This window comes from Flavobacterium sp. YJ01, assembly GCF_029320955.1.
In the GTDB taxonomy this organism is placed as follows: Bacteria; Bacteroidota; Bacteroidia; order Flavobacteriales; family Flavobacteriaceae; genus Flavobacterium.
The window spans coordinates 823,909-845,855 of the sequence record NZ_CP119757.1; the positions used below are offsets into that span (position 1 = coordinate 823,909).

Below are 21,947 nucleotides of genomic sequence, written 5' to 3' on the forward strand. Positions count from 1 at the left end.
TAGCACATCTTCAGAATGGAAAACTACAGCATCATAATATTCATACTCGCCATTGTTATCGGATTATCTGCCTTTGCTGATAAAGCAAAACTGCCATACCCTATTCTACTTGTAATTGTTGGAATTGCGATTGGTTTTATTCCCACTATGAATGAAATTGAAATCAATCCAGAAATTATTTTTCTTTTATTCCTTCCTCCATTATTATATGATGCCTCTTTTAATATTTCGCCAAAAGATTTTAAAACCAATCTCAATACCATAAGCACGCTTGCTATTACCTTAGTTTTTCTAACCACATTTTGGATTGCCGTTGTTGCTCATTATATGATTCCAGATATCACTTGGCCACTCGCATTTGTACTTGGTGCTATTCTTTCTGCAACGGATGCCGTTGCCGCAGTAAGTATTACAAAAGGTCTTGGAATATCACATAAAACCATAACTATTCTTGAAGGCGAAAGTTTAATAAATGATGCTTCTGCGTTGGTTGCATACCGATTCGCTGTTGCTGCCGTAATGGGATCTGCTTTTGTAATCTGGAAGGCAACGTTGCAATTTATTATTTTATTGGGCGGAGGTTTTCTTGTAGGTTTTGTGATGTCAAAAATATTATCCGTTATTTTAAAAAAGGTCCGTAAAAATGCAAACGTTACCATAAGTTTTATGCTTTTAATGCCTTTTGTAACCTATTTAATTGCTGAACATTTGCAGGTTTCTGGTGTTATTGCTGTTGTTGTTTCAGGATTGGCAATTGCCCGTTTTAGCAAAAAAGTATTTCCTGAAAGCTTAAAAAATAGCTCGCGAAATCTATGGGATATTATTATATTCTTATTAAATGGATTGATCTTTATTCTAATCGGACTTAATTTTAGATATGTATTAAAAGATATCGACGACGATATGATTCTTCCTTATATTGTTTATGCTTTTATCATTACAATTGTCGCATTATTAATACGGTTTGTTAGAATATTTCTTCAAAAAATAAACCTTCAAAAAGCCTTTCAAAAGAATCGCGGCGGCAGAAGAAAAATTAGTGAAGACGCGCTTTTAGACTTCAACAACAGTATTATTTTAGGTTGGTCTGGAATGAGAGGTATTGTATCTCTTGCCATTGCCATCGGACTTCCGAGATTTCTTGAAGACGGAAATCCTTTTCCTGAGCGTAATGCCATTATTTTTATTTCAGTTGCAGTCGTTCTTTTTACACTTATCGGACAAGGATTAACTTTGCCTTTCATTGTCAAAAAATTAAATTCTAAAACAGAACAAAAAACATCTGATTCCATAAATTAAATTCTAACTTTATCATGCTCTTTCTTTTTTAATAATAAAACTTTTAGCTATGACTTCAGATATTCTTTCAACAACACCGGATTCAGAAATTGTTACTACCAGAGTTTTAAACTTCCCACAAGAACTTGTTTTTAAAGCTTGGAGCAATCCAGAACATCTAAAAAATTGGTGGGGACCAAAAGGATTTACGAATACTTTCAACGAATTTAATTTCTGCGAGGGCGGAAAATGGAGTTTTATAATGCATGGCCCTGAAGTCGGTAATTATGCCAACGAATGTGAATTTATCAAAATAGAAAAACCTAATCTGATTGCCTGGAAACGCCATTCTAAACCCCTTTTTCAAATCCTGACTACTTTTGAAAGGATTGCAGAAAATCAAACTAAAGTGGTTTTTAAAATGCTTTTTGAAACGGAAGAAGAATGCCAGAAATTAAAACCTTATGTCGTTGATAAAAATGAAGAGAATTTTGACAAGTTGGAAGTTGAACTTTCTAAAATGAAACTTTAAAATAAACTCAGTTTTTATTCGTAATTTCGATTTCAAATTAAAATTACAACTACAAAATGGCTTCATTTACAAAAGAAATATCTTTTCGTTGGTCAGATCTTGACCCAAATTTTCATGTTCGTCACAGTGCTTATTACGATTTTGGCGCACAGCATCGTATCGAAATCCTTGAAGAACTGGGACTAACTCTAAAAGTTATGCAAACGCAAGGTTTTGGACCTGTTTTATTTAGAGAAGAATGTGTTTTCAGAAAAGAATTAAAACTTTCAGACAAAATTTTCATTCATACCAAAACTTCAAAAATGAAAGCCGATGCTTCTCGCTGGTCAATTATTCACGAATTTAGAAGAGAAGACGACACGCTTTGTGCGACAATTACAGTTGATGGCGCTTGGATGGACACTAAACTTAGAAAATTAGCCTCTCCTACTCCAGAAATTGCTGTTCAAGCTTTATCTATATTTCCAAAAAGCGATGATTTCGTTGGACTTTAAAATATAAACAAATGAGACGTTTATTTTCTTTTTTTGTTATTCTGGCTCTTTTTGCAAATTGCAAAAATAAATCTTCAGACGAAATCAAATCTTCTGAAAAAATAAATGCTGTAAAAGAATCTAAATCTCCAAAAGAGACTGTTCAAGCTTATCTGTCTGCAACAAACCATTTTGATTTTGAAACTGCAAAAAATTTTCTGATTACAAATAAAGAAAATCAGATGATTTTGGAAACTCTCAAAAAGATGGAAAAAAGTATTCCAGATAAAGAAAAGACCAGATTTTTAGACAAAGAAAAAAAGGCTTCTTACTTTGAAAAAGAAATAACCGATTCGACTGCTCAAATTATTGTCACTCCAGATATGGATGCTGTTATGCCTATCGAATTCAATTTGAAAAAAGTAAAAAATGATTGGTTAATCGAATCTGTTATTTCTCATTAATGTAAAAAACAAGCTATGATAGATTACATAAAAGACTTTAGAATCGGATTTTTTATTGCCATCATAGCAATTACAACAATTGTTTTGGGCGCGATTACAGACAGAGCGCTTCGCTATCTTTTGTATAGAAAACAAATCGATAAAGATTATGACGCAACTGGTTTTAAATTCTTAAAACACCTAATCATCACTATAATTTATATTTTAGGTTTTGCTTTTGCTTTAATACAAATCCCCGAATTTAAAATCATTGGACATTCGTTTTTAGCTGGAGCTGGCGTTATTTCTCTTGTTGCTGGTTTGGCTTCACAACAAGCTTTAAGTAATATTGTGAGCGGAATATTTTTGGTGATTTTTAAACCTTTTAAAATCAATGATAAAATTACCATCAATAATTTTGTTGGAACTGTTGAAGATATTAATCTGCGTCAAGTCGTTTTGAAAGATGCTGAAAACAACCGAATTATAATACCAAATTCGGTAATTAGCGCGCAGATTATTGTAAACACAAATATGCACGATACTAAATGCTGCAAAATAATAGAAATTGGCATTAGTTACGATTCTGATATCGAAAAAGCTTTGGAAATAATAAAAGATGAAATCGCCAAACATCCATTATTTATTGACACACGTACTGACGAAAATAAAAAAGAGAATACTCCATTGGTAACCGCTCGAGTTGTTGCTTTAGCCGATTCTAGCGTAAATCTAAAAGCTTGGGCTTGGGCAAAAAACTCTACTGACGGATTTGTAATGTATTGCGATTTACTTCAAAGCATCAAAAAGAGATTTGACGAAAATAACATTGACATTCCGTATCCGCAACGTGTTGTGACTTTAAAAAATGGTGATTTCAGAATTCCTGATCAAAAAACAAATTAAATGAAATCTTCAGAAATAATTCCAATTCAGACTTTAGAACTCTTCCCTATTCTGGACACTTTATTAATTGATCTTTTAAAATCGTTAATTGAAGAAGAATGGAACGCTCAAACAGTAGCTAAAAAGTGGAAAGTTAAAGATATTGCATCCCATTTATTAGATGGAAATCTAAGAGGATTATCTATTTCTAGAGATCGGTATTTTGGAGAGAATCCTGAAAATATTAATTCATATCAAGATTTGGTAGATTTCTTAAATCAACTGAATATGACTTGGACAAATGCTACAAAAAGATTGAGTCCAAATGTGCTTATTCATTTATTAGAAACTACAGGAAAAGAATATTCAGATCACTTACAAACACTAAATCTGTTTGAAAATGCTATATTTTCTGTGGCTTGGGCGGGACAGGAAATTTCTTCAAACTGGTTTCATATTGCACGAGAATATACCGAAAAATTCCTGCATCAAAAGCAGATAAGAGATGCTGTCGGAAAACAAGCATTAATGACAAAAGAATTATTTTATCCGTTTATAAAAACCTTTATTCAAGCTTTACCGCATACGTATCGAAACACAAACGCTCCAATACACACGATTGTAACATTGATTATTACTACAGAAATTGGCGGTCAATGGAGTATTATAAAAAAAGAAAAAAACTGGGAATTTATTGATTCTTTTGAAGCTGATTCTACTTCAATCGTAAAAATTAATCCGCAAGATGCATGGCTTTTATTTTCTAAAGGAATAACACCATTTGAAGCATTAGATAAAATAGAAATTCTTGGAGATAAAGAGCTTGGGAAAGTTGCTTTAAGTATAATTGCAGTGATGGCATAAAGTTGATTTTTCTTTTTTTCTGATAACTTTAAGATTTTAAGCTTTGTTTTAAAAATGTTACGTTTTAACTTTATAAGTTATTAAACAAATGCCCGTAAACATGAAAATCTTTAAAGTATTAGCACTTTTAATTCCTTTTTTAAGTTTTGCTCAAGAAGGAAATATTAAGTCTCTCGATATTAATTTAAGTAATTATGAATATCCTTTTCCTGTTCATTTTTTAGAATTAAGCAATCAGCGTCAAGCGCTTAAGATGGCTTATATGGATATAAAACCAGATAATTACAATAATAAAAACATTGTTCTCCTTCATGGAAAAAACTTCAATGGCGCATATTGGGAAACAACTATTAAAGCTTTAACAAAAGAAGGATTTCGTGTAATTGTTCCCGATCAGATTGGTTTTGGAAAATCTACAAAACCAGATAATTTCCAATATACTTTTCAGCAATTAGCTCAGAATACAAAGCAACTTTTAGATCATTTAGGAATTCAAAAATCAGCTATTTTAGGTCATTCTATGGGCGGAATGCTCGCAACTCGTTTTGCATTGATGTATCCTGAAACTACAGAAAAGCTAATTTTAGAAAACCCAATTGGGTTGGAAGACTGGAAGTTAATTGTACCATACAAACCTGTTGATTGGTGGTACGAATCGGAATTAAAACAAAATTACGAAGGCATCAAAAAATACCAAATGGCAAATTATTATGACGGAAAATGGAATGCCGATTATCAAAAATGGGCTGAACTTGGCGCTGGCTGGACAACAGCTCCCGACTATAATAAAGTGGCTTGGAATTCTGCTCTTCTTTATGATATGATTTTTACGCAACCTGTTTTATACGAATTTAAAAATATCAAAAGTCCGACGCTTTTAATTATTGGAACGAGAGATAAAACGGCTTTAGGAAAACCTTTGGTTTCGGCAGAAATTCAAAAAACAATGGGAAATTATGCCGAATTGGGCAAAAAAACACAAAAAGCCATTCCGAATTCAAAATTAACAGAAATTCCAAATACAGGACATTTACCGCATATCGAATCTTTTGATTCATTTATAAAAGCATTAATCGTATTTTTGAAATAAAAACTTTTTTTTATTTGCCACGAATTACACTAATTCACACTAATTTTATTGCGCTTAAAGGAAAAATTAATTCGTTTGAATTCGTGTAATTCGTGCCAAAATCTAAAATCTAAAATCAACAATCTAAAATTAAAAATATGTTTACAATAGAACAAATAAAAGAAGCTCACTCAAAAGTAAAATCTGGTGCAGATTTTCCAAATTACATTCAGGATTTAATTATTTTAGGGGTAAAAGGATATGATACTTACGTTCATGACGGAAGCGTTATTTATTTCGGTTTAAACAATTATACTGCTGAAGCTGAAGAAAAATATCCTGAAATCAAAGTTGCTGATTTTTCAAACAAAGAACTTTTTATTGAATTTTTGGTAAAACACCAGCACGGCGAAACCGACTATATGACTTTCTGCAAACATTGCGCACAAAGCGGAATTGCAAAATGGCGTGTTGATATTGTTGAAATGACTTGCACTTATTTTGATAAATCTGAAAATGAAATTTTGATCGAAAAAATTCCAAGTTAATTCATGTTTATTTTCAATCAAAATAAAACCGCTTTTAAGAAATCTATTGTATTTTTTATTTTAATGATTTCTTTTTCAAGTTTTTCTCAGAACAAAAAAGAAAATCCAAAATTTAAAGTAATTGCTTTTTATACGGCAAAAAACGATCAGGCACACATCAGTTTTGTGCATGAAGCGAATAAATATTTCCCAAAACTAGCTGCCGAAAATCATTTTCAATATGATTCAACCAGCAATTGGGAGAATTTAAATTCAAATTTTCTAGCGAAATATCAAGTTGTTTTATTTTTAGACACACGCCCAGAAAAAAAAGAACAGCGCGAAGCTTTTCAAAAATATATGGAAAACGGAGGCGGTTTCATCGGATTTCACTTTTCGGCATTTGCATTAAATGATTCCAGCTATAATCAGGATTGGAACTGGTATCATAATACTTTTTTAGGATCTGGAGAATATGGAAGCAATACTTGGAAACCAACATCGGCAGTTTTACGAGTAGAAAATCAGCATCCGGTGACTAAAAATATTCCTAAAACTTTCACTTCTGCACCAAACGAATGGTATAGATGGTCGAATGATTTAACCAAAAACCCGGATATCGAAATTTTATTAGCAATTGACGAATCTAGTTTTCCGTTAGGAACTGGCCCAAAAGCGCATGAAATCTGGCACAGCGGTTATTACCCTGTTGTTTGGACCAATAAAAAATACAAAATGCTGTACGTAAATATGGGACACAATGATATTGATTATGAAGGTGGAACAAACAAAACCTTGTCGTACACTTTTGAAAATAAAACGCAAAGTCAATTAATTTTGAATGCCCTTCTTTGGATGGGAAATTCGAAGAAAAAATAAAAAAATGAAACCTATATCACCTTTAATTTCTGCCGAAGAATTAGTTTCTGCTTCAAATATTATTTTAGTTGATGCTCGAGCTGGTGCAAATGCTTTTGAAAACTATCAGAATGAACATTTAAAAGGAGCTCGTTTTGTAGATTTAAATCGTGATTTGGCTTCCATTTCAGAAAATCCAGCCAACGGAGGAAGACATCCTTTGCCGTCTGCAGAAGATTTTTCTAAAACACTTTCTTCTCTCGGAATTTTACCTTCAAGTCATGTTGTTGTTTACGATGATAAAAACGGCTCGAACTTCGCAGCAAGATTCTGGTGGATGATGCGTGCCATTGGACATGAAAAAATTCAGGTTTTAAATGGCGGTTATCAAGTTGCAATTCAAGCAGGTTTTCCAACAAATTCTGGAGTTGAATATTTTGGAAAAACTACATATCCTTTTCAGGAATGGAAACTACCCTTATCTGATATTGACGAAGTCGAAAAAGCTCGCAAAAACAATCAAAATATTGTGATTGATGTTCGTGACAAAAACAGATATGACGGCTTAACAGAACCTCTAGATTTAATTGCAGGACATATTCCTGGTGCGGTAAACGTTCCTTTAACTGAAAATTTAGACGAAAATGGATTTTTTAAATCTGCTGCTGAATTGGCTCAAAAATATAAGGCTGTAATTGGAGACAAAAAATCAGAGAATATAATTGTGCATTGCGGTTCGGGCGTTACAGCTTGCCATACTTTATTGGCAATGGATTATGCAGGACTTCCAATTCCTAAATTATATGTAGGTTCTTGGAGTGAATGGTCCAGAAATGATCGAGAAATGACAACAAAAAATTAGAATAGAAATTATATATTGTCACAGATTAAAGGATTATAAAGATTAATCACGCTAATCTGAAATCTGTGACAAAAAAATAAAAAATTACAATGCAACATTGGGATATACTTTTATCAAATCAGGTAAATAAAAAGGCTTTTATAGAAAATATATTAAACGGAGAAGCAAAAGGTGAATTAGCTATTTTTAATAATCAGAAAGGAATTCTGTTTTCTGATATTGCAATAGAAAAATTCATCGAAAAAGAATTTCAATACGACAGCGTTGAAGCCTCTAAAAGCTCAAACAGACAGCTTAGAACTTTTTCTTCTGGAGAACGCAAAAAAGAGTTTTTAAAATATTGCATCGATCAAAAACCAGATTTTATCATTTTTGACAATCCATTTGATCATCTCGATCAAGCTTCAAGAGTTGTTTTAGCTGATTCTTTAAAAGATCTTATCAACGATATTGCTATTATTCAGCTTTTAAACCGTACTGTAGATGTCCTTGAATTTGTTCCGAACAAAGCCCAAATTAAAGACAATACATTTGAACTGCATCCAATTTTAAAAACCGAAAATCATTTTAAAACTCTTAATACAGCTGCAATTCCAAAAGCTATTGAACCAATTTCCTTTCACGAAAGTGTATTAATAAAATTAGATGGTGTTTCGGTAAGTTACGAAGAACGAAAGATCCTTAACAACATTTCTTGGACTATTAAACAAGGTGAATTCTGGCAATTAATCGGACCAAATGGTTCTGGAAAAAGCACTATTTTATCTCTGATTACAGGCGATAATCCAAAAGGTTTTGGACAAAATTTATTTTTGTTCGGGAGAAAAAAAGGAACAGGAGAAAGCGTTTGGGAAATTAAAAAACAAATCGGGATTTTCACCACTTCAATGACCGATTTATTTCAAAAAGGACATACGTTAGAACAAATGATTCTTTCGGGATTCTTCGACCAAATCGGACTTTACACCGAACCTTCAACACATCAAAAAAACATAGTTACGCAATGGCTTGAAGTGATTGAAATGACACATTTACGTAAAAAACGTTTCATCGATTTATCTATTGGCCAACAAAGAGTTGCCTTAATAGTTCGTGCTGTTTTAAAACATCCGCCATTATTAATTTTAGACGAACCTGTTGAAGGTTTAGACGACGAAAATGTTGATTTAGTAATTCAATTAATCAACACCATAAAACAAGAAACCAATGTGAGCATTATTTACGTTTCGCACCGAATTGAACAAGGCCTCGCTCCTACTTCAGTTTTCGAACTTTTACCATCAGAAACTGGATCAATAGGAAAAATAAAATACCATTCGGAATTGAATTAAAAGTGAATTAGAAAATGAGATAATCTGTCAATTAGAAAATTTATCTACAGAACCCAAAGCATATCTGTAGAGACGCACTGCAGTGCGTCTACGCAAAGAATATTGCAACGATAATAAATTATGACAAAACAAAAAAAGCTCCCAAAAGGAGCTTTTTTATATTTAAGTAAATTATCTAATTTTCTAATTGACAAATTCTCTAATTATTCTTCGTCTTCCACATTATGCGATTTCACATAATTACGCCATTTCTCGATACAATCCTGAAAATCTTGAGGCAATTCCGTATCAAAACGCATTAATTCACCCGTATTTGGATGAACAAAGCCAAGCGTTTTTGCATGCAGCGCCTGACGAGGTAAAGCTTTAAAACAATTTTCTATAAACTGTTTGTATTTTGTAAAAGTCGTTCCCTTTAGAATCAAATGTCCGCCGTAACGTTCATCATTAAATAAAGGATGACCGATATGTTTCATGTGCGCACGAATCTGGTGCGTTCTTCCTGTTTCCAGTTTGCAAGAAATAAGAGTTACATAACCAAAACGTTCTAAAACTTTATAATGCGTAATCGCTGGTTTTCCAATTTCAGGATCGGCAAAAACTGCCATTTGCATACGGTCTTTTAGATGTCTTGCTAGATTTCCTTCAATTGTTCCGCTATCAGCAACAACATTTCCCCAGACCAAAGCAATATACTCACGCTCTGTAGTTTTCGCTTCAAATTGCTTTGCTAAATGTGTCATTGCAGCTTCTGTTTTAGCCACAACCAAAAGTCCAGAAGTATCCTTATCAATTCTATGAACCAAACCAGGACGCTCGCTGCTATTCATTGGCAAATTATCAAAATGATGTGCCAAGGCGTTTACTAAAGTTCCAGTATAATTTCCGTGACCAGGATGCACAACCATTCCAGGCTCTTTATTAATCAATAAAAGAGCATCATCTTCATAAACAATATTCAACGGAATATCTTCAGGAAGAATATGGTTTTCAAACGGTGGATGCGACAACATTACAGTTATCACGTCAAAAGGTTTTACTTTATAATTTGATTTTACAGGAATATCATTTACAAAGATATTTCCGTTTGTTGCCGCGTTCTGAATTTTGTTTCGCGTAGCATTCGGAATCAAATACATTAAATATTTGTCAATACGTAAAAACGCTTGACCTTTAGGCACTTCAAATCTGTAATGCTCGAATAATTCATCTTCCAGATCTAAATTTTCTTCAATATTATTGTTCATCATTTGGGGTTTCTGCAGGCGCAGCTGCTGTACTGTCTGCCTGACTTTCATCAACATAACTCGCTTTTCCGTCACCTAAAACTAAATCAATTTTAGATGCTTTAAGCACACGATCTCCTACTTTTAAGTTTCTTCCTTTTAGACGCATCTCCAAAACCATATCTTTTCCAAGATTCGGAATATAAGTAATTGTTCCAAGTTCTAAACCTAAAGCTTTTAAAGTTGGCACAGCCTCACGATACGTTTTCTCAATTAAATCAGGAATTTTTACAGATGAAAAACCTGAAGCATTAATTTTGATATAAATTTTTCTTCCCACTTTAACTTTAGTTCCAGGAAGCGGATCTTGTTCTACAACACTATATTTTGGAAATTCACTTCTGTAATCCACACTGTCTAAAAGAACATAATCTAAATCCAGTTCGTCTAGTTTTTCTTCAACTTGCTCTTCGGTCAATTTAGACAAATTCGGAACAGCAATTTCATGTCCGTGATCTGTCGTAAAAGTTAACCAATGCATAAATAAGTAACCAATAATCGCGATAATAGCTGCGGCCGCAAGCAATTGCAAGAAAAAAACTCGACTTGTTAAATACTGACGTAAACTCATAAATTTATTTTTAATAGCGACAAAGATAAAGTATTTCGTTTCAAAAAAAATGATAATTTTGTTTAAAACATGAAACTTGCGTGATCGTCATCTTGAGCGAAGTCGAAGTCACACGAAGTAATTCAGCATGCGGGGCTTCGACTTCGCTCAGGATGACAAATAAAATGAATAATTCAAAGAACAATCATTTTTAATCTGCGTAATCTGTGGCTATAAATTGAAGCATAAAACTTGAAAATAATTAAAAAATAAAAATATACAATGAAAAACATTGCCATCATCATGGGCGGATATTCCAGCGAATACAAAATTTCTTTAATAAGCGGAAATGTCGTTTACCAATATCTTGACAAAACAAAATACAACGGATTTCGTATTCATATTTTTAAAGAAAAATGGGTTTATGTCGACCAAAACGATGCCGAATTCCCAATCGATAGAAATGATTTTTCTGTAACAGTAAACGGAGAAAAAATCAAATTTGACTGTGTTTTTAACGCTATTCACGGAACTCCAGGTGAAGATGGATTAATGCAAGCTTATTTCGAATTAATCGGATTGCCACAATCTTCTTGCGATTATTACCAATCTGCTCTTACATTCAACAAAAGAGATTTATTATCGGTTTTAAAACCATACGGAATAAAAACGGCTATTTCTTACTATTTAAATAAAGGCGATGAAATAAATACTGATGAAATCGTTAAAAAAGTTGGACTTCCTTGTTTCGTAAAACCAAACAAAGCGGGTTCAAGTTTCGGAATCTCAAAAGTAAAAACTGAAGCAGAACTTCCAATAGCTATTGAAGTTGCTTACAAAGAAGACAACGAAATTATCATTGAGAGTTTCCTTGATGGGACAGAAGTTTCTGTTGGAGTAATTAATTATAAAGGTGAAATCAAAGTTTTACCAATTACAGAAATCGTATCAGACAATGATTTCTTCGATTATGAAGCGAAATACGAAGGAAAATCGCAAGAAATCACTCCTGCAAGAATCTCAGACGAATTAACTCAAAAAGTAGGAGAAACAGCAAAACGCGCTTACGAAGTTCTAAAAATGAAAGGTTTCTCAAGAAGTGAATTCATTATTGTAAACAACGAACCGTATATGCTAGAAATGAATACGATTCCAGGATTAACAACAGAAAGTTTGATTCCACAGCAAGCAAAAGCAGCCGGAATTTCTCTAGAAGAATTATTCACAAATGCGATTGAATTAGCTTTGGCTTAAGACACTAAAGTTTTGAGGTGCTAAGATTCTAAGATTTTAGCACCTTTTTTAAATCAAAAACTTAGTACCTTAGAATCTCAGAAACTTAGAACCTCAAAAAAATGAAACAAATCTTCGAATGGGATAGACTTTTTTTTAATGAATTGCCAGAAGTTTTTCTTTTGGAAGTAATATTTCGTTCGACCGTAATGTTTACCATATTGTTGCTAACGCTAAAATTGGCTGGAAAACGAGGTGTCAAACAATTATCGATTTTTGAAACTGTTATTATTATCGCATTAGGTTCTGCAGCTGGTGATCCGATGTTTTATGAAGATGTGGGAATTATTCCCGCTGCAATAGTTTTCTCTACTATAATTATTTTATACCGTTCGGTAACCTGGCTGACAGGAAAAAGCAAAAAGTTTGAAGAATTTATCGAAGGAAAAACCGAATGTTTAATTAATGACGGAAAGTTTTCTGTATCTAGTTTTAAAAAAGAAACTTTGGCGCAAGACGAGTTTTTCGCAGAACTTCGCATCAGATCAATTGAACATTTAGGTCAGGTTCGACACGCTTTTATAGAAACCAGCGGCGAAATAAGCGTATTCTTTTATCCAGATGAAAAAGTAAAATACGGATTACCAATTTTACCATCATTGTTTAATGCCAAAAGCAAATTCATTCCTTCAGACGGAATTTACGCTTGTTCTTTTTGTGGGCACACAGAAGAAGTAAAAAAAGGAACTGCAACTTGTAATGTCTGCCAAAAAGAAGAATGGGTTGAAGCGATAAACACAAAGAGAATAACATAAAAATTTAAACTCCAAAAAAGAAAGTTCCAAATTCCAAATCACACAAAACTTATTATTTTAGAACTTTAGAAACTCCTAAAACATATGCTTTTTCTAATCGGAACAAAAGATTCGAATTTAAAAAACGGCTTCATCAAAAACGAAAAATGTCCCAAATGTGGCATTGAGAATACTTTAAATTTCAGCATTTTTAGACGTTACGTTTTTATTACAATGATTCCGCTTTTTCCTGTTGGAAAAACGGTCAATATAGAATGTACAAGCTGTAAAAACTTATTTTATTACGAAGATTTAACTTTAGATGGACAGGAAAAGCTAAGAAATGAAAAACTTGAAAGTTCAATTTGGATGTTTTCTGGAACCATTCTTTTATTATTGTTTCTTGTCTATTTCGCTAATAATTATATCCAAAATAAGGATGATCTCACAGTTTTGATAAAAGAGCCAACCGTTGGTGATGTCTATAATTTGAAATTTTCAAATGGCTATTATTCTACATTTAAAATTGATAAAATAACTACAGACAGTATTTTTACGATACATAATGATTTTGACGCTTATATGCCCTACGAAGTTGACGATTTAGATAAAACTGAAAACTACTCCGATAAAAAAGTTTCCTATTCAAAAAAGGAATTAATGCAACTTTATCAAAATGGAGAAATTTTAAAAATAAGACATAAAAATTATTCATTAGAATCAGAATAGAAAATTCCTTCAACAAAATAAAACCTTTGTACCTTTAAACTCCAAAAACCTTAGAAACTTAAAGAAATGCGAAAAGCCATATTCCCAGGATCATTTGACCCCATTACACTTGGACATGAAGATATTATCAAAAGAGGACTTCCTTTATTTGATGAAATCGTAATTGCAATTGGTGTTAATGCCGAAAAAAAATATATGTTTTCATTAGAAGAAAGAAAACGCTTTATTGAAGAAACTTTCAAAAACGAACCAAAAATTTCAGTTATAACTTATGAAGGCTTAACAATTGATTTAGCAAAAAAATTAAAAGCAAATTTCATTTTGAGAGGACTTCGTAACCCAGCCGATTTCGAATTCGAAAAAGCCATTGCACATACCAATAGAAAACTTTCTAAAATAGAAACGGTATTTCTTTTAACGGCTGCAAGTACATCTTTCATTAGTTCGAGTATTGTGCGCGATGTATTGCGCCATGGTGGCGAATATGAAATGCTGGTTCCGAACGCGGTTCGAGCGAAGAAATAAAATCTATTGAAAATAATCCAAGCACTCAAAGTCATTGAGAGGAACGAAGCAAACTCGCTATAGTGAATCTAGCAAATGAGATTGTTTCGTTCCTCTCAATGACAAAATAGAAAAACTTGCCAGCGAAGCAAATTATAAGTAATTTCGCATTTTTAAAACAAACAATAAATAATGAGCATCGAAAGAGAATTAAGCAAACGAAGCGGATCGAAATGTGAACTTTGTGGCGCTGAAGAAAATTTAAAAGTTTATCAAGTTTTGCCAACCAAAAAAGGCGGAATTGATGAAGCTATATTAGCCTGTAACACTTGTATTGACCAAATTGAGAATCCAGACAACGTAGATTTGAATCACTGGAGATGCCTTAATGACAGCATGTGGAACGAAAATATTCCGGTACAAGTTGTGGCTTGGAGAATGTTAAGCCGTTTGCGCGCAGCTGGCTGGCCACAAGAATTACTAGATATGATGTATTTGGATGAAGATACTCTAGAATGGGCAAAAGCAACTGGAGAAGGCGAAGATGACGAAAATAAATTAGTTCACCGTGATAGCAACGGCGTAGTACTACAACACGGAGATTCGGTTGTTTTAATCAAAGATCTTAAAGTAAAAGGCTCTAGCATGGTTGCCAAACAAGGAACTGCAGTTAGAAACATTCGCCTAGATCACGAAAATGCTGAATATATAGAAGGAAAAGTAGATGGACAGCAGATTGTGATTATTACGCAATATGTGAAGAAGATTTAAAAAAGATGCTAAGGTTCTAAGTTGCTAAGATTCTAAGGTTTTACTTGGAAAAGCAATAAAATTTAACCGCAAAGCATACAAAGATTAACGCAAAGTTCGCAAAGTTTTATTTACTAAGCTTTGCGAACTTTGCGCTTTTACAAAGCCTTAAATTAAAAAAAACTTAACGTGCTTTGCGGTAAAATTGAAGGCAAAGTTTATAAACTTGAAACAAAGAAAACCATTCAATAAAAAAGCCCGTTCATAATCCTGAACGGGCTTTTTAAATCTAATATTTTAAGAAAATTATTTCTGGAATAATTTACTGATTTGATCTTTTACTAAAGGCTCAGAAACATTGTTTGTAGCAGCGTCTCTTTCTTTGCTAGAAACCATAAATTGAACTGTAGCTTTATCTGGAACAACATTTCCTGTGTAGTGCAACCAAATGTAATTGTTAGGTAATTCTAATTTGATATCGTACAAAGGTGTTGCTGTAAAACCTCCCATAATGATATTATATAGGTTATTGTAATCATTATTAAGGTTTTTGAATGAAAATTTTCTCAAATTAGAAGAATCATCATCATCAGTTAGAATAGTAGTGTAATACACTGTATACTCATCTCCAATTTTCTGAATGTAATTGTTGTTTACTTTTCCTAATTTTTCAACTGGAACAGTTTCAAGGACTTTAATCTGCGCAAACGAAACAAAGCTGAAAAATAAAGCAGCAAGGGTAATAATCTTTTTCATAGTGAATTTGGGGTTTACAATTTTACTGTAGCAAAAAAACATAGAAATATTGAAAAAACACCTATCAAACCATTATTTTTTTAACATAAAATTGTAAAAGTTAGTTACAATATCTTAAAACATTGAAAAACAGAAAAATAAACTCATAAAAATCAATTTTCAAATTCTAATCTTTGTGCTAGAATCTTGCATCTTGCCTCTTTCTTCTAAATTATCTAAAATCAGTATTTCCCTTTCTTCTCCTCTTCAACTTTTTTGATTACGTTACGCGCAACTTCAATTTTAAATTTCTTGCCTTTCATTTTTTCATCTCTTACATTCTTCAATAAATCTTTTACTTTATTGAATTTTACGGCCGCAAACGAAACAAAATCTTTTACTTCAATTAAACCTAAATCATCTTTTTCAAGTTTTCCTTTTTGAGAAAAGAAACCTACAATATCAAATTTATTCAGTTTGGTTTTCTTTCCGCCGCTGATATAAATGGTTTGAAATTGAGGCGGATTTGGAAGCGAAACTTTTCCTTCAACATCCAAAACATCCATTTCGTAATCAATGTAGTCTAATTGTTTTTCACTTTCGTGAATGATAATATACGCCGTTCCAGTTGCTTGCATACGTGCTGTACGACCGTTTCTATGCGTAAACTCGTCTTCTTTTAATGGTAAATGATAATGAATAACGTGTTTCATTTCTGGAATATCTAAACCTCTCGCAGCCAAATCTGTTGTTACCAAATACGTAACGCTTCCGTTTCTAAACTGAATCAAAGCGCGTTCACGTTCTTCCTGATCCATTCCACCATGATAATAAACCGAATAAATTCCTTTTTCGTTTAACGTATCACTTATACGTTCTGCCGCATCACGGTGATTACAGAAAATAATAGCCGATTCTGATTTTAAAGAACAAATCAGATTAAACAAACTCTGCAATTTATCTTTAGATGGCGAAACTACCATTTTCATCGAAAGATTGGCTTTTTCTTCTTCCTCTGGAATAAAATCCAAAATCGTCGGATTTACAACTCGTGTATATTTTGGAATTTCAATATCTGAAGTCGCCGAAACCAAAACTCTTTTGTTCACTTTCGGTAATCTTCCGATAATAAAAGACATTTGCTCATGAAATCCTAATTGAAGCGATTTATCAAACTCGTCTAAAATTAAAGTCTGAATTTTATCGGTTCTAAAAGTATCTCTGTCAATATGATCGGCAATTCTTCCAGGCGTTCCAATTAAAACCGCCGGAGGATTGCTTAAGTTTTTGATTTCTGTCTCAATAGAATGTCCGCCGTAACAGATATTGACTTTGTATTGCGTTCCCATTTTCTTCCAAACTTGTTCTATCTGCAATCCCAATTCGCGAGATGGAACCAGAATCAAACATTGAACAGAAAGAATTTCAGGCTGTAATAATTCTAAAATAGGAAGTAAAAATGCTAATGTTTTTCCTGATCCTGTTGGAGAAAGTAATAAAACGTTGTTTTCGTTCAAAATGGCATCTTGTGCCATTTCTTGCATTTCGTTCAGACTCTGAATTCCTAAATTCGAAAGTATATTGTTGGAATGGTGTTTTTTATTCATTTTGCAAAAGTAGGTAAAAAAGTTGTTTCAAGTTTTTTTAACCGCAAAGAACGCAAGGATTTATATATGCTTGATTTTATAAAAACGCAAAGTTCGCAAAGCTTTGAATATAAACTTTGCGAACTTTGCGTAAACCTTTGCGCTCTTTGCGGTTAAAAAAACACCACGCACATCAAACTTGAAACCTGAAACAAAAAACTTATATTTGATTCCTATTAAACCCAAAATCATGAAACTTTTTACATTTCTCTTTTCACTTTTCACGATAACTCTTTTCGCTCAAAACAATAAAAAATACGAGACGTTTTTTGAGAAAGGAAACGGAAATCAATCGGCAACTTATCAAGAAACTATTGCTTATTTTAAGCTTTTAGCGAATGATTTCCCAACGATTCAGATGAAAGAGATGGGTTTGACAGATTCTGGAGAACCTTTACATATGATAACTTTTAACCCTGACAAGGAATTTGATTTTGATAAAATTCAGAAAACCAAAGCTGTTCTGTTTGTAAATAACGGAATCCACGCTGGAGAACCTGACGGAATCGACGCAACAATGCAATTTTACAGAGATTTAGCAATTGGAAAATTGAAAGCGCCAAAAAATACGGTTTTGGTTACGATCCCTGTTTATAATATTGGCGGCGCTTTAAATAGAAATTCTACAACGCGCGCTAATCAAGACGGACCTGAAATTTATGGTTTTAGAGGAAATGCCAGAAACTACGATTTGAATCGTGATTTAATGAAATCGGATACGCGAAATACAAAGAGTTTTGTGGAGATTTTCCAAAAAATAAATGCTGATATTTTTATTGATAATCACGTGAGTAACGGTTCTGATTATCAATACAAACTGACTTACATTATGACACAACATAATAAACTCGGAACTGTTTTGGGCGATTTTATGAATAATGAAATGATGCCGGCTTTGGTAAAAGATCTCCAGAAAAAGAAAATTGAAACTACGCCTTACGTTGATTCTTTTAAAGATACGCCAGACAAAGGTTTCGGACAGTTTGTTGATAGTCCTAGATATACTACGGGTTACACTTCTCTATTTAATACGATTGGTTTTGTCGTTGAAACGCACATGCTGAAAAAATACACCGAACGTGTAAAAATGACCTACGAATACATGAAATCGACTTTGGATTTTACCGATGCGAATTATCAGAAAATAAAAGATTTAAGAGTAAAGAATTTAGAACAATATCAGCCAAAGAAATCCTATACTTTAAAATGGGAACTTGACAGCACAAAAGCGACTACTTTTTCGTTTTTAGGTTATGAAGCAGGTTACAAAAAAAGCGACGCCACAACTGGAAATCGTTTGTATTACGATCGAAGCAAACCATATAAAAAAGACGTTCCGTACATTAAGGAATTCAAATCGGTTAAAGAAGTGGTGATTCCGACGGCTTATATTGTTCCGAGAGGATATTGGAATATTATTGATCTTTTGAAAAACAACAATATCTCGTTTAAACAAATTAAAAACGACACGATTATAGAAGTTGAAAGTTATAGAATTGCCGATTTTAAAACTGTTCCGTCTGCATACGAAGGACATTATTTGCACCGAAATACAACTGTAACTTCAAAGATCGTTAAAATGGCTTTCGCTAAAGGAGATTACATTGTTCCAACGAATCAAAAAGGTGTAAAATATCTAGTAGAAGCTTTTGAACCAGAAGGCGTTGATTCGTTTTTTAACTGGAATTTCTTTGATCCAATTTTACAGCAAAAAGAACATTATTCTGAATATATTTTTGAAGATACTGCGGCAAATCTTTTAAAAGAAAATCCTGTTCTAAAAGCAGAATTAGAAACTAAAAAACAAAACGACCGCGAGTTTGCTAAAAATCCCGAAGCGCAATTGGATTGGATTTATAAACATTCTGTTTATTATGAAAAGGCGCATATGGAGTATCCTGTTTATCGAGTGCTTTAGTTTTTTTTATTGCTTTCTTTTAACGCAAAGTGCGCTAAGGCTTTTTTTGATTTTGATTGGGTTTGGCTTGCGATAAGGTCGCAAAGCTTTGTGCTAAAACCCGATAGCACGGATTGCAAATCCGCACTATCAGTAAATTGTTCTAACTGAGAAAATATTCCGCTAGGAATATCTCGTCGGTAGAATTAATTGTATGGTTTTGCATTGTGTCCTGTATGGACACTTGTTTTACGGATAACATATCGGTAACATTATTTAAACATTCCTACGGAACGTCTAAACACAAATCTTTTTTTTCTACCAACGAAACATTCCTAACGGAATGAATTCTCACAGGCGCTCTCGACAATGAAAAATCTGAAACAAATCTCACATCAATATGTAGCTCCGCGTGAGGGATAGAGTCAATCCGCCGCGGCGGAGGCGAAAGCCCGACAGCTATAAAAAAAATCCCCAATGAACGCAAAGTTGATTGGGGATTTTTTTTATAGGCGGCACGCCCTAATTTTAATTATTAGAACTTGGTCCTGATCGATAAGCTACAGGCGGTTCTATTTTTTCTGTTGAAACTTCTTCTTCTTCAAACAACAATTTTATGTTTTCGTAGGAGTTTTTAAGCGCTTCTTTGATTTGCTCTGGATTTAACCAAGCTACTTTTTCGATTCCTTCTTCAAGTTGTCCGTGTGGAGTTCCTTCAAAATCAGATTGCATTTCGAACCAATGCGTGATTTTGAGTTTGTATTTTCCGTTGCGTTTAAAAATGTGATAGGTTTTTTGCAGTTTATTGGTAATTCTTAACTGATTTACTCCCGTTTCTTCCTCGACTTCACGCATTGCAGTCGCTTCAATGTCTTCACCCTTCTCTATTCCGCCTTTTGGCAAGTCCCATTTTCCGTTTCTAAAGATGAACAAAACTTCACCTTTTTTATTGTACACAAAACCTCCGCCCGCTTTATTTACAGGAATTTTGGCTTTAAGGGTTTTCATCATTTCACTTTCATCTGGATGATAAAGAATAGCTTTTTGAATTTTATTTTGAAAAATTTTTATAATAAGCTGTTCTATATCAATACTCTCTAACAAGAACAATTGGAAATCTGTTTCCTTAGAGATTTCATTTGTCAAAAAAAGTGGTTTGTCGTTTACAAAAACTTTATACATTTGTATTATGATTTTTAATAAAGATACTGCCGAAAAAACAGCCGAATTGCTTTTGCAAATAAATGCAATTAAATTGAATCCCGAAAATCCTTTTACATGGGCTTCTGGTTGGAAATCTCCTATTTACTGTGATAATAGGTTAATTCTTTCATTTCCGAGCATCAGAAACTATGTTCGTGATGAATTTGCTAAAAATATCGAAAAACAATTTGGAAAACCTGATGTCATTGCTGGTGTTGCTACTGGAGCCATTGGAGTTGGAATTTTGGTTGCCGAAAGTTTAGGACTTCCGTTCGTATATGTGCGTCCAGAGCCTAAAAAACACGGAAGACAAAACCAAGTGGAAGGTTTTTTACAAAGAGGACAAAATGTTGTAGTTGTAGAAGACTTAATTAGTACTGGAAAAAGTAGTTTGATGGCTGTTGAAGCTTTAAGAAGCGAAGGTGCAAATATTAAAGGTATGGCTGCCATTTTCACATACGGTTTTGGTGTTGCTGAAGAAAATTTCAAAGAAGCTAATCTTGATCTTTTTACTTTGAGCAATTACGAAAACTTGTTAGATTTAGCAGTTCAGAAACAATACATCACTGAAGATCAGCAATCAACTTTGTTAGAATGGAACGAAAGTCCATCTACTTGGGGACAGGAATAGATTTTAGATTTTAGATTTTAGATTTTAGATTTTAGATTTTAGATTTTAGATTTTAGATTTTAGATTTTAGATTTTAGATTTTAGATTTTAGATTTTAGATTTTAGATTTTAGATTTTAGATTTTAGATTTTAGATTTTAGATTTTAGATTTTAGATTTTAGATTTTAGATTTTAGATTTTAGATTTTAGATTTTAGATTTTAGATTTTAGATTTTAGATTTTAGATTTTAGATTTTAGATTTTAGATTTTAGATTTTAGATTTTAGATTTTAGATTTTAGATTTTCTAAAAGTCGCTTTGCTCCTTTTGAAATTTTATTTAAAGTTTCAGCTTTGCGAACTTAGCGTTTTATAAAGTGATAGTATAGAAAAAAACTTGCGTTCTTTGCGCTAAAAAAGCATTTGCGTTAAAAAAATAAACAAACACAAACAAATATGAACTTAGAAAGTCCAAAAGTTACTGTTCAGAAATCAGCTCAAGATTTATTTGATCAATTGACTGATGTTAAGAATTTTGAAAAATTAATGCCGGATAACATCGCTAAATTTGAAGTGACTGGCGAAGACGCTTTTATTTTTGGATTGAAAGGAATGCCGGAAATCAAATTAAAAATGAAAGAAAAAACAGCTCCAAACAAAATCGTTTTGGGCGCTGCAAGTGATAAACTTCCGTTTACATTGACTTCAAACATTGATAGTGTTTCCGATTCAGAAAGTGCGGTTCAATTGTTTTTTGAAGGAGAATTCAACGCTATGATGGCGATGATGGTTAAAGGTCCGATTAGTAAGTTTATTGAAACTTTAGCAAACAATATGAACAAGTTATAATTGTGAATTGTAAATTGTGAATTATAAATGAAAGCCTGAT

General features: G+C 32.9%; 24 protein-coding genes. 19 read left to right on the forward strand and 5 right to left on the reverse strand.

The genetic code is table 11. The annotated features are described in order from the left end of the window. Positions 1-15: 15 nt before the first annotated feature. From P0R33_RS03710 to P0R33_RS03760, 11 genes are all read left to right on the forward strand, one after another. Positions 16-1,299, forward strand: coding sequence for a Na+/H+ antiporter (locus tag P0R33_RS03710; protein ID WP_276174234.1), 1,284 nt, complete (start codon positions 16-18; stop codon positions 1,297-1,299). A 49-nt stretch (positions 1,300-1,348) separates the two neighbouring features. Continuing rightward, complete coding sequence (locus tag P0R33_RS03715) at positions 1,349-1,810, forward strand: SRPBCC family protein (RefSeq protein WP_276174235.1); 462 nt, start codon at positions 1,349-1,351, stop codon at positions 1,808-1,810. A 56-nt stretch (positions 1,811-1,866) separates the two neighbouring features. Then, positions 1,867-2,304 (forward strand): acyl-CoA thioesterase, encoded by a 438-nt coding sequence (locus P0R33_RS03720; protein WP_276174236.1) that lies wholly within the window; start codon positions 1,867-1,869, stop codon positions 2,302-2,304. 11 nt (positions 2,305-2,315) lie between these two features. Beyond that, complete coding sequence (locus P0R33_RS03725) at positions 2,316-2,747, forward strand: hypothetical protein (protein WP_276174237.1); 432 nt, start codon at positions 2,316-2,318, stop codon at positions 2,745-2,747. 15 nt (positions 2,748-2,762) lie between these two features. Further along, positions 2,763-3,632, forward strand: coding sequence for a mechanosensitive ion channel family protein (locus P0R33_RS03730; protein WP_276174238.1), 870 nt, complete (start codon positions 2,763-2,765; stop codon positions 3,630-3,632). Then, positions 3,633-4,475 carry a maleylpyruvate isomerase N-terminal domain-containing protein gene (locus tag P0R33_RS03735; protein WP_276174239.1) on the forward strand — a complete coding sequence of 281 codons (843 nt, stop codon included), beginning with the start codon at positions 3,633-3,635 and terminating at the stop codon, positions 4,473-4,475. Between the two features lie 100 nt (positions 4,476-4,575). Further along, a complete protein-coding gene (locus P0R33_RS03740) occupies positions 4,576-5,565 on the forward strand; it encodes an alpha/beta hydrolase (RefSeq protein ID WP_276174240.1) in 990 nt (329 codons plus the stop codon). Positions 5,566-5,702: 137 nt separating this feature from the next. Next, positions 5,703-6,092 carry a DUF1398 family protein gene (locus P0R33_RS03745; RefSeq protein ID WP_276174241.1) on the forward strand — a complete coding sequence of 130 codons (390 nt, stop codon included), beginning with the start codon at positions 5,703-5,705 and terminating at the stop codon, positions 6,090-6,092. Between the two features lie 3 nt (positions 6,093-6,095). Beyond that, on the forward strand, positions 6,096-6,950 hold the full coding sequence (locus tag P0R33_RS03750) for a ThuA domain-containing protein (protein WP_276174242.1): 855 nt from the start codon (positions 6,096-6,098) through the stop codon (positions 6,948-6,950). Positions 6,951-6,954: 4 nt separating this feature from the next. Beyond that, positions 6,955-7,791 carry a sulfurtransferase gene (locus P0R33_RS03755; protein WP_276174243.1) on the forward strand — a complete coding sequence of 279 codons (837 nt, stop codon included), beginning with the start codon at positions 6,955-6,957 and terminating at the stop codon, positions 7,789-7,791. 89 nt (positions 7,792-7,880) lie between these two features. Next, the gene (locus tag P0R33_RS03760) at positions 7,881-9,122 is read left to right on the forward strand and encodes an ATP-binding cassette domain-containing protein (protein ID WP_276174244.1); all 1,242 of its coding nucleotides are present in this window, start codon (positions 7,881-7,883) and stop codon (positions 9,120-9,122) included. 203 nt (positions 9,123-9,325) lie between these two features. Here P0R33_RS03760 and P0R33_RS03765 read toward each other — a convergent pair whose 3' ends face one another. Then, positions 9,326-10,369, reverse strand: a complete 1,044-nt coding sequence (locus tag P0R33_RS03765) for an RluA family pseudouridine synthase (RefSeq protein ID WP_276174245.1) — start codon at positions 10,367-10,369, stop codon at positions 9,326-9,328. Continuing rightward, positions 10,359-10,979, reverse strand: coding sequence for a PASTA domain-containing protein (locus P0R33_RS03770; RefSeq protein ID WP_276174246.1), 621 nt, complete (start codon positions 10,977-10,979; stop codon positions 10,359-10,361). The genes P0R33_RS03765 and P0R33_RS03770 overlap by 11 nt, the downstream gene beginning before the upstream one ends. A 261-nt stretch (positions 10,980-11,240) precedes the next feature. Between P0R33_RS03770 and P0R33_RS03775 the strand changes: the two genes are divergently transcribed. The 5 genes from P0R33_RS03775 to P0R33_RS03795 all read left to right on the forward strand — a co-directional run bounded on the left by P0R33_RS03775 (position 11,241) and on the right by P0R33_RS03795 (position 14,989). Further along, a complete protein-coding gene (locus tag P0R33_RS03775) occupies positions 11,241-12,212 on the forward strand; it encodes a D-alanine--D-alanine ligase (RefSeq protein WP_276174247.1) in 972 nt (323 codons plus the stop codon). Positions 12,213-12,313: 101 nt separating this feature from the next. Next, entirely contained in the window at positions 12,314-13,006 is a 693-nt protein-coding gene (locus tag P0R33_RS03780) for a YetF domain-containing protein (protein ID WP_276174248.1), read from the forward strand. A gap of 84 nt (positions 13,007-13,090) precedes the next feature. Beyond that, positions 13,091-13,714, forward strand: a complete 624-nt coding sequence (locus P0R33_RS03785; RefSeq protein WP_276174249.1) for a hypothetical protein — start codon at positions 13,091-13,093, stop codon at positions 13,712-13,714. A gap of 66 nt (positions 13,715-13,780) precedes the next feature. Further along, entirely contained in the window at positions 13,781-14,239 is a 459-nt protein-coding gene (gene coaD, locus P0R33_RS03790) for a pantetheine-phosphate adenylyltransferase (protein WP_276174250.1), read from the forward strand. A 171-nt stretch (positions 14,240-14,410) separates the two neighbouring features. After that, complete coding sequence (locus P0R33_RS03795; protein WP_111283621.1) at positions 14,411-14,989, forward strand: alkylphosphonate utilization protein; 579 nt, start codon at positions 14,411-14,413, stop codon at positions 14,987-14,989. Between the two features lie 285 nt (positions 14,990-15,274). Here P0R33_RS03795 and P0R33_RS03800 read toward each other — a convergent pair whose 3' ends face one another. Then, entirely contained in the window at positions 15,275-15,724 is a 450-nt protein-coding gene (locus P0R33_RS03800; RefSeq protein WP_184164785.1) for a hypothetical protein, read from the reverse strand. A 221-nt stretch (positions 15,725-15,945) separates the two neighbouring features. Beyond that, the gene (locus P0R33_RS03805) at positions 15,946-17,310 is read right to left on the reverse strand and encodes a DEAD/DEAH box helicase (RefSeq protein WP_276174251.1); all 1,365 of its coding nucleotides are present in this window, start codon (positions 17,308-17,310) and stop codon (positions 15,946-15,948) included. A gap of 229 nt (positions 17,311-17,539) precedes the next feature. On the opposite strand from P0R33_RS03805, the gene P0R33_RS03810 reads away from it, so the two are divergent. After that, a complete protein-coding gene (locus P0R33_RS03810; protein ID WP_276174252.1) occupies positions 17,540-19,267 on the forward strand; it encodes a M14 family metallopeptidase in 1,728 nt (575 codons plus the stop codon). 507 nt (positions 19,268-19,774) lie between these two features. Here the strand turns inward: P0R33_RS03810 and P0R33_RS03815 are convergent. After that, positions 19,775-20,428, reverse strand: coding sequence for an NUDIX domain-containing protein (locus P0R33_RS03815; RefSeq protein WP_276174253.1), 654 nt, complete (start codon positions 20,426-20,428; stop codon positions 19,775-19,777). A 7-nt stretch (positions 20,429-20,435) separates the two neighbouring features. Between P0R33_RS03815 and pyrE the strand changes: the two genes are divergently transcribed. Continuing rightward, positions 20,436-21,080, forward strand: coding sequence for an orotate phosphoribosyltransferase (pyrE, locus tag P0R33_RS03820; protein WP_276174254.1), 645 nt, complete (start codon positions 20,436-20,438; stop codon positions 21,078-21,080). 434 nt (positions 21,081-21,514) lie between these two features. Next, complete coding sequence (locus P0R33_RS03825; protein ID WP_229352027.1) at positions 21,515-21,907, forward strand: SRPBCC family protein; 393 nt, start codon at positions 21,515-21,517, stop codon at positions 21,905-21,907. The last annotated feature ends 40 nt before the right edge of the window (positions 21,908-21,947 follow it).

Bases quoted from the DNA above. Each gene is read 5' to 3' on its own strand.
- pyrE (WP_276174254.1), top strand. From the start codon at position 20,436: ATGATTTTTAATAAAGATACTGCCGAAAAAACAGCCGAATTGCTTTTG.
- P0R33_RS03755 (WP_276174243.1), top strand. From the start codon at position 6,955: ATGAAACCTATATCACCTTTAATTTCTGCCGAAGAATTAGTTTCTGCT.
- P0R33_RS03765 (WP_276174245.1), bottom strand. From the start codon at position 10,369: ATGAACAATAATATTGAAGAAAATTTAGATCTGGAAGATGAATTATTC.
- P0R33_RS03825 (WP_229352027.1), top strand. From the start codon at position 21,515: ATGAACTTAGAAAGTCCAAAAGTTACTGTTCAGAAATCAGCTCAAGAT.
- P0R33_RS03710 (WP_276174234.1), top strand. From the start codon at position 16: ATGGAAAACTACAGCATCATAATATTCATACTCGCCATTGTTATCGGA.
- P0R33_RS03770 (WP_276174246.1), bottom strand. From the start codon at position 10,979: ATGAGTTTACGTCAGTATTTAACAAGTCGAGTTTTTTTCTTGCAATTG.
- P0R33_RS03730 (WP_276174238.1), top strand. From the start codon at position 2,763: ATGATAGATTACATAAAAGACTTTAGAATCGGATTTTTTATTGCCATC.
- P0R33_RS03760 (WP_276174244.1), top strand. From the start codon at position 7,881: ATGCAACATTGGGATATACTTTTATCAAATCAGGTAAATAAAAAGGCT.
- P0R33_RS03715 (WP_276174235.1), top strand. From the start codon at position 1,349: ATGACTTCAGATATTCTTTCAACAACACCGGATTCAGAAATTGTTACT.
- P0R33_RS03815 (WP_276174253.1), bottom strand. From the start codon at position 20,428: ATGTATAAAGTTTTTGTAAACGACAAACCACTTTTTTTGACAAATGAA.
- P0R33_RS03805 (WP_276174251.1), bottom strand. From the start codon at position 17,310: ATGAATAAAAAACACCATTCCAACAATATACTTTCGAATTTAGGAATT.
- P0R33_RS03720 (WP_276174236.1), top strand. From the start codon at position 1,867: ATGGCTTCATTTACAAAAGAAATATCTTTTCGTTGGTCAGATCTTGAC.
- P0R33_RS03725 (WP_276174237.1), top strand. From the start codon at position 2,316: ATGAGACGTTTATTTTCTTTTTTTGTTATTCTGGCTCTTTTTGCAAAT.
- P0R33_RS03795 (WP_111283621.1), top strand. From the start codon at position 14,411: ATGAGCATCGAAAGAGAATTAAGCAAACGAAGCGGATCGAAATGTGAA.
- coaD (WP_276174250.1), top strand. From the start codon at position 13,781: ATGCGAAAAGCCATATTCCCAGGATCATTTGACCCCATTACACTTGGA.
- P0R33_RS03740 (WP_276174240.1), top strand. From the start codon at position 4,576: ATGAAAATCTTTAAAGTATTAGCACTTTTAATTCCTTTTTTAAGTTTT.
- P0R33_RS03775 (WP_276174247.1), top strand. From the start codon at position 11,241: ATGAAAAACATTGCCATCATCATGGGCGGATATTCCAGCGAATACAAA.
- P0R33_RS03785 (WP_276174249.1), top strand. From the start codon at position 13,091: ATGCTTTTTCTAATCGGAACAAAAGATTCGAATTTAAAAAACGGCTTC.
- P0R33_RS03800 (WP_184164785.1), bottom strand. From the start codon at position 15,724: ATGAAAAAGATTATTACCCTTGCTGCTTTATTTTTCAGCTTTGTTTCG.
- P0R33_RS03750 (WP_276174242.1), top strand. From the start codon at position 6,096: ATGTTTATTTTCAATCAAAATAAAACCGCTTTTAAGAAATCTATTGTA.
- P0R33_RS03735 (WP_276174239.1), top strand. From the start codon at position 3,633: ATGAAATCTTCAGAAATAATTCCAATTCAGACTTTAGAACTCTTCCCT.
- P0R33_RS03745 (WP_276174241.1), top strand. From the start codon at position 5,703: ATGTTTACAATAGAACAAATAAAAGAAGCTCACTCAAAAGTAAAATCT.
- P0R33_RS03780 (WP_276174248.1), top strand. From the start codon at position 12,314: ATGAAACAAATCTTCGAATGGGATAGACTTTTTTTTAATGAATTGCCA.
- P0R33_RS03810 (WP_276174252.1), top strand. From the start codon at position 17,540: ATGAAACTTTTTACATTTCTCTTTTCACTTTTCACGATAACTCTTTTC.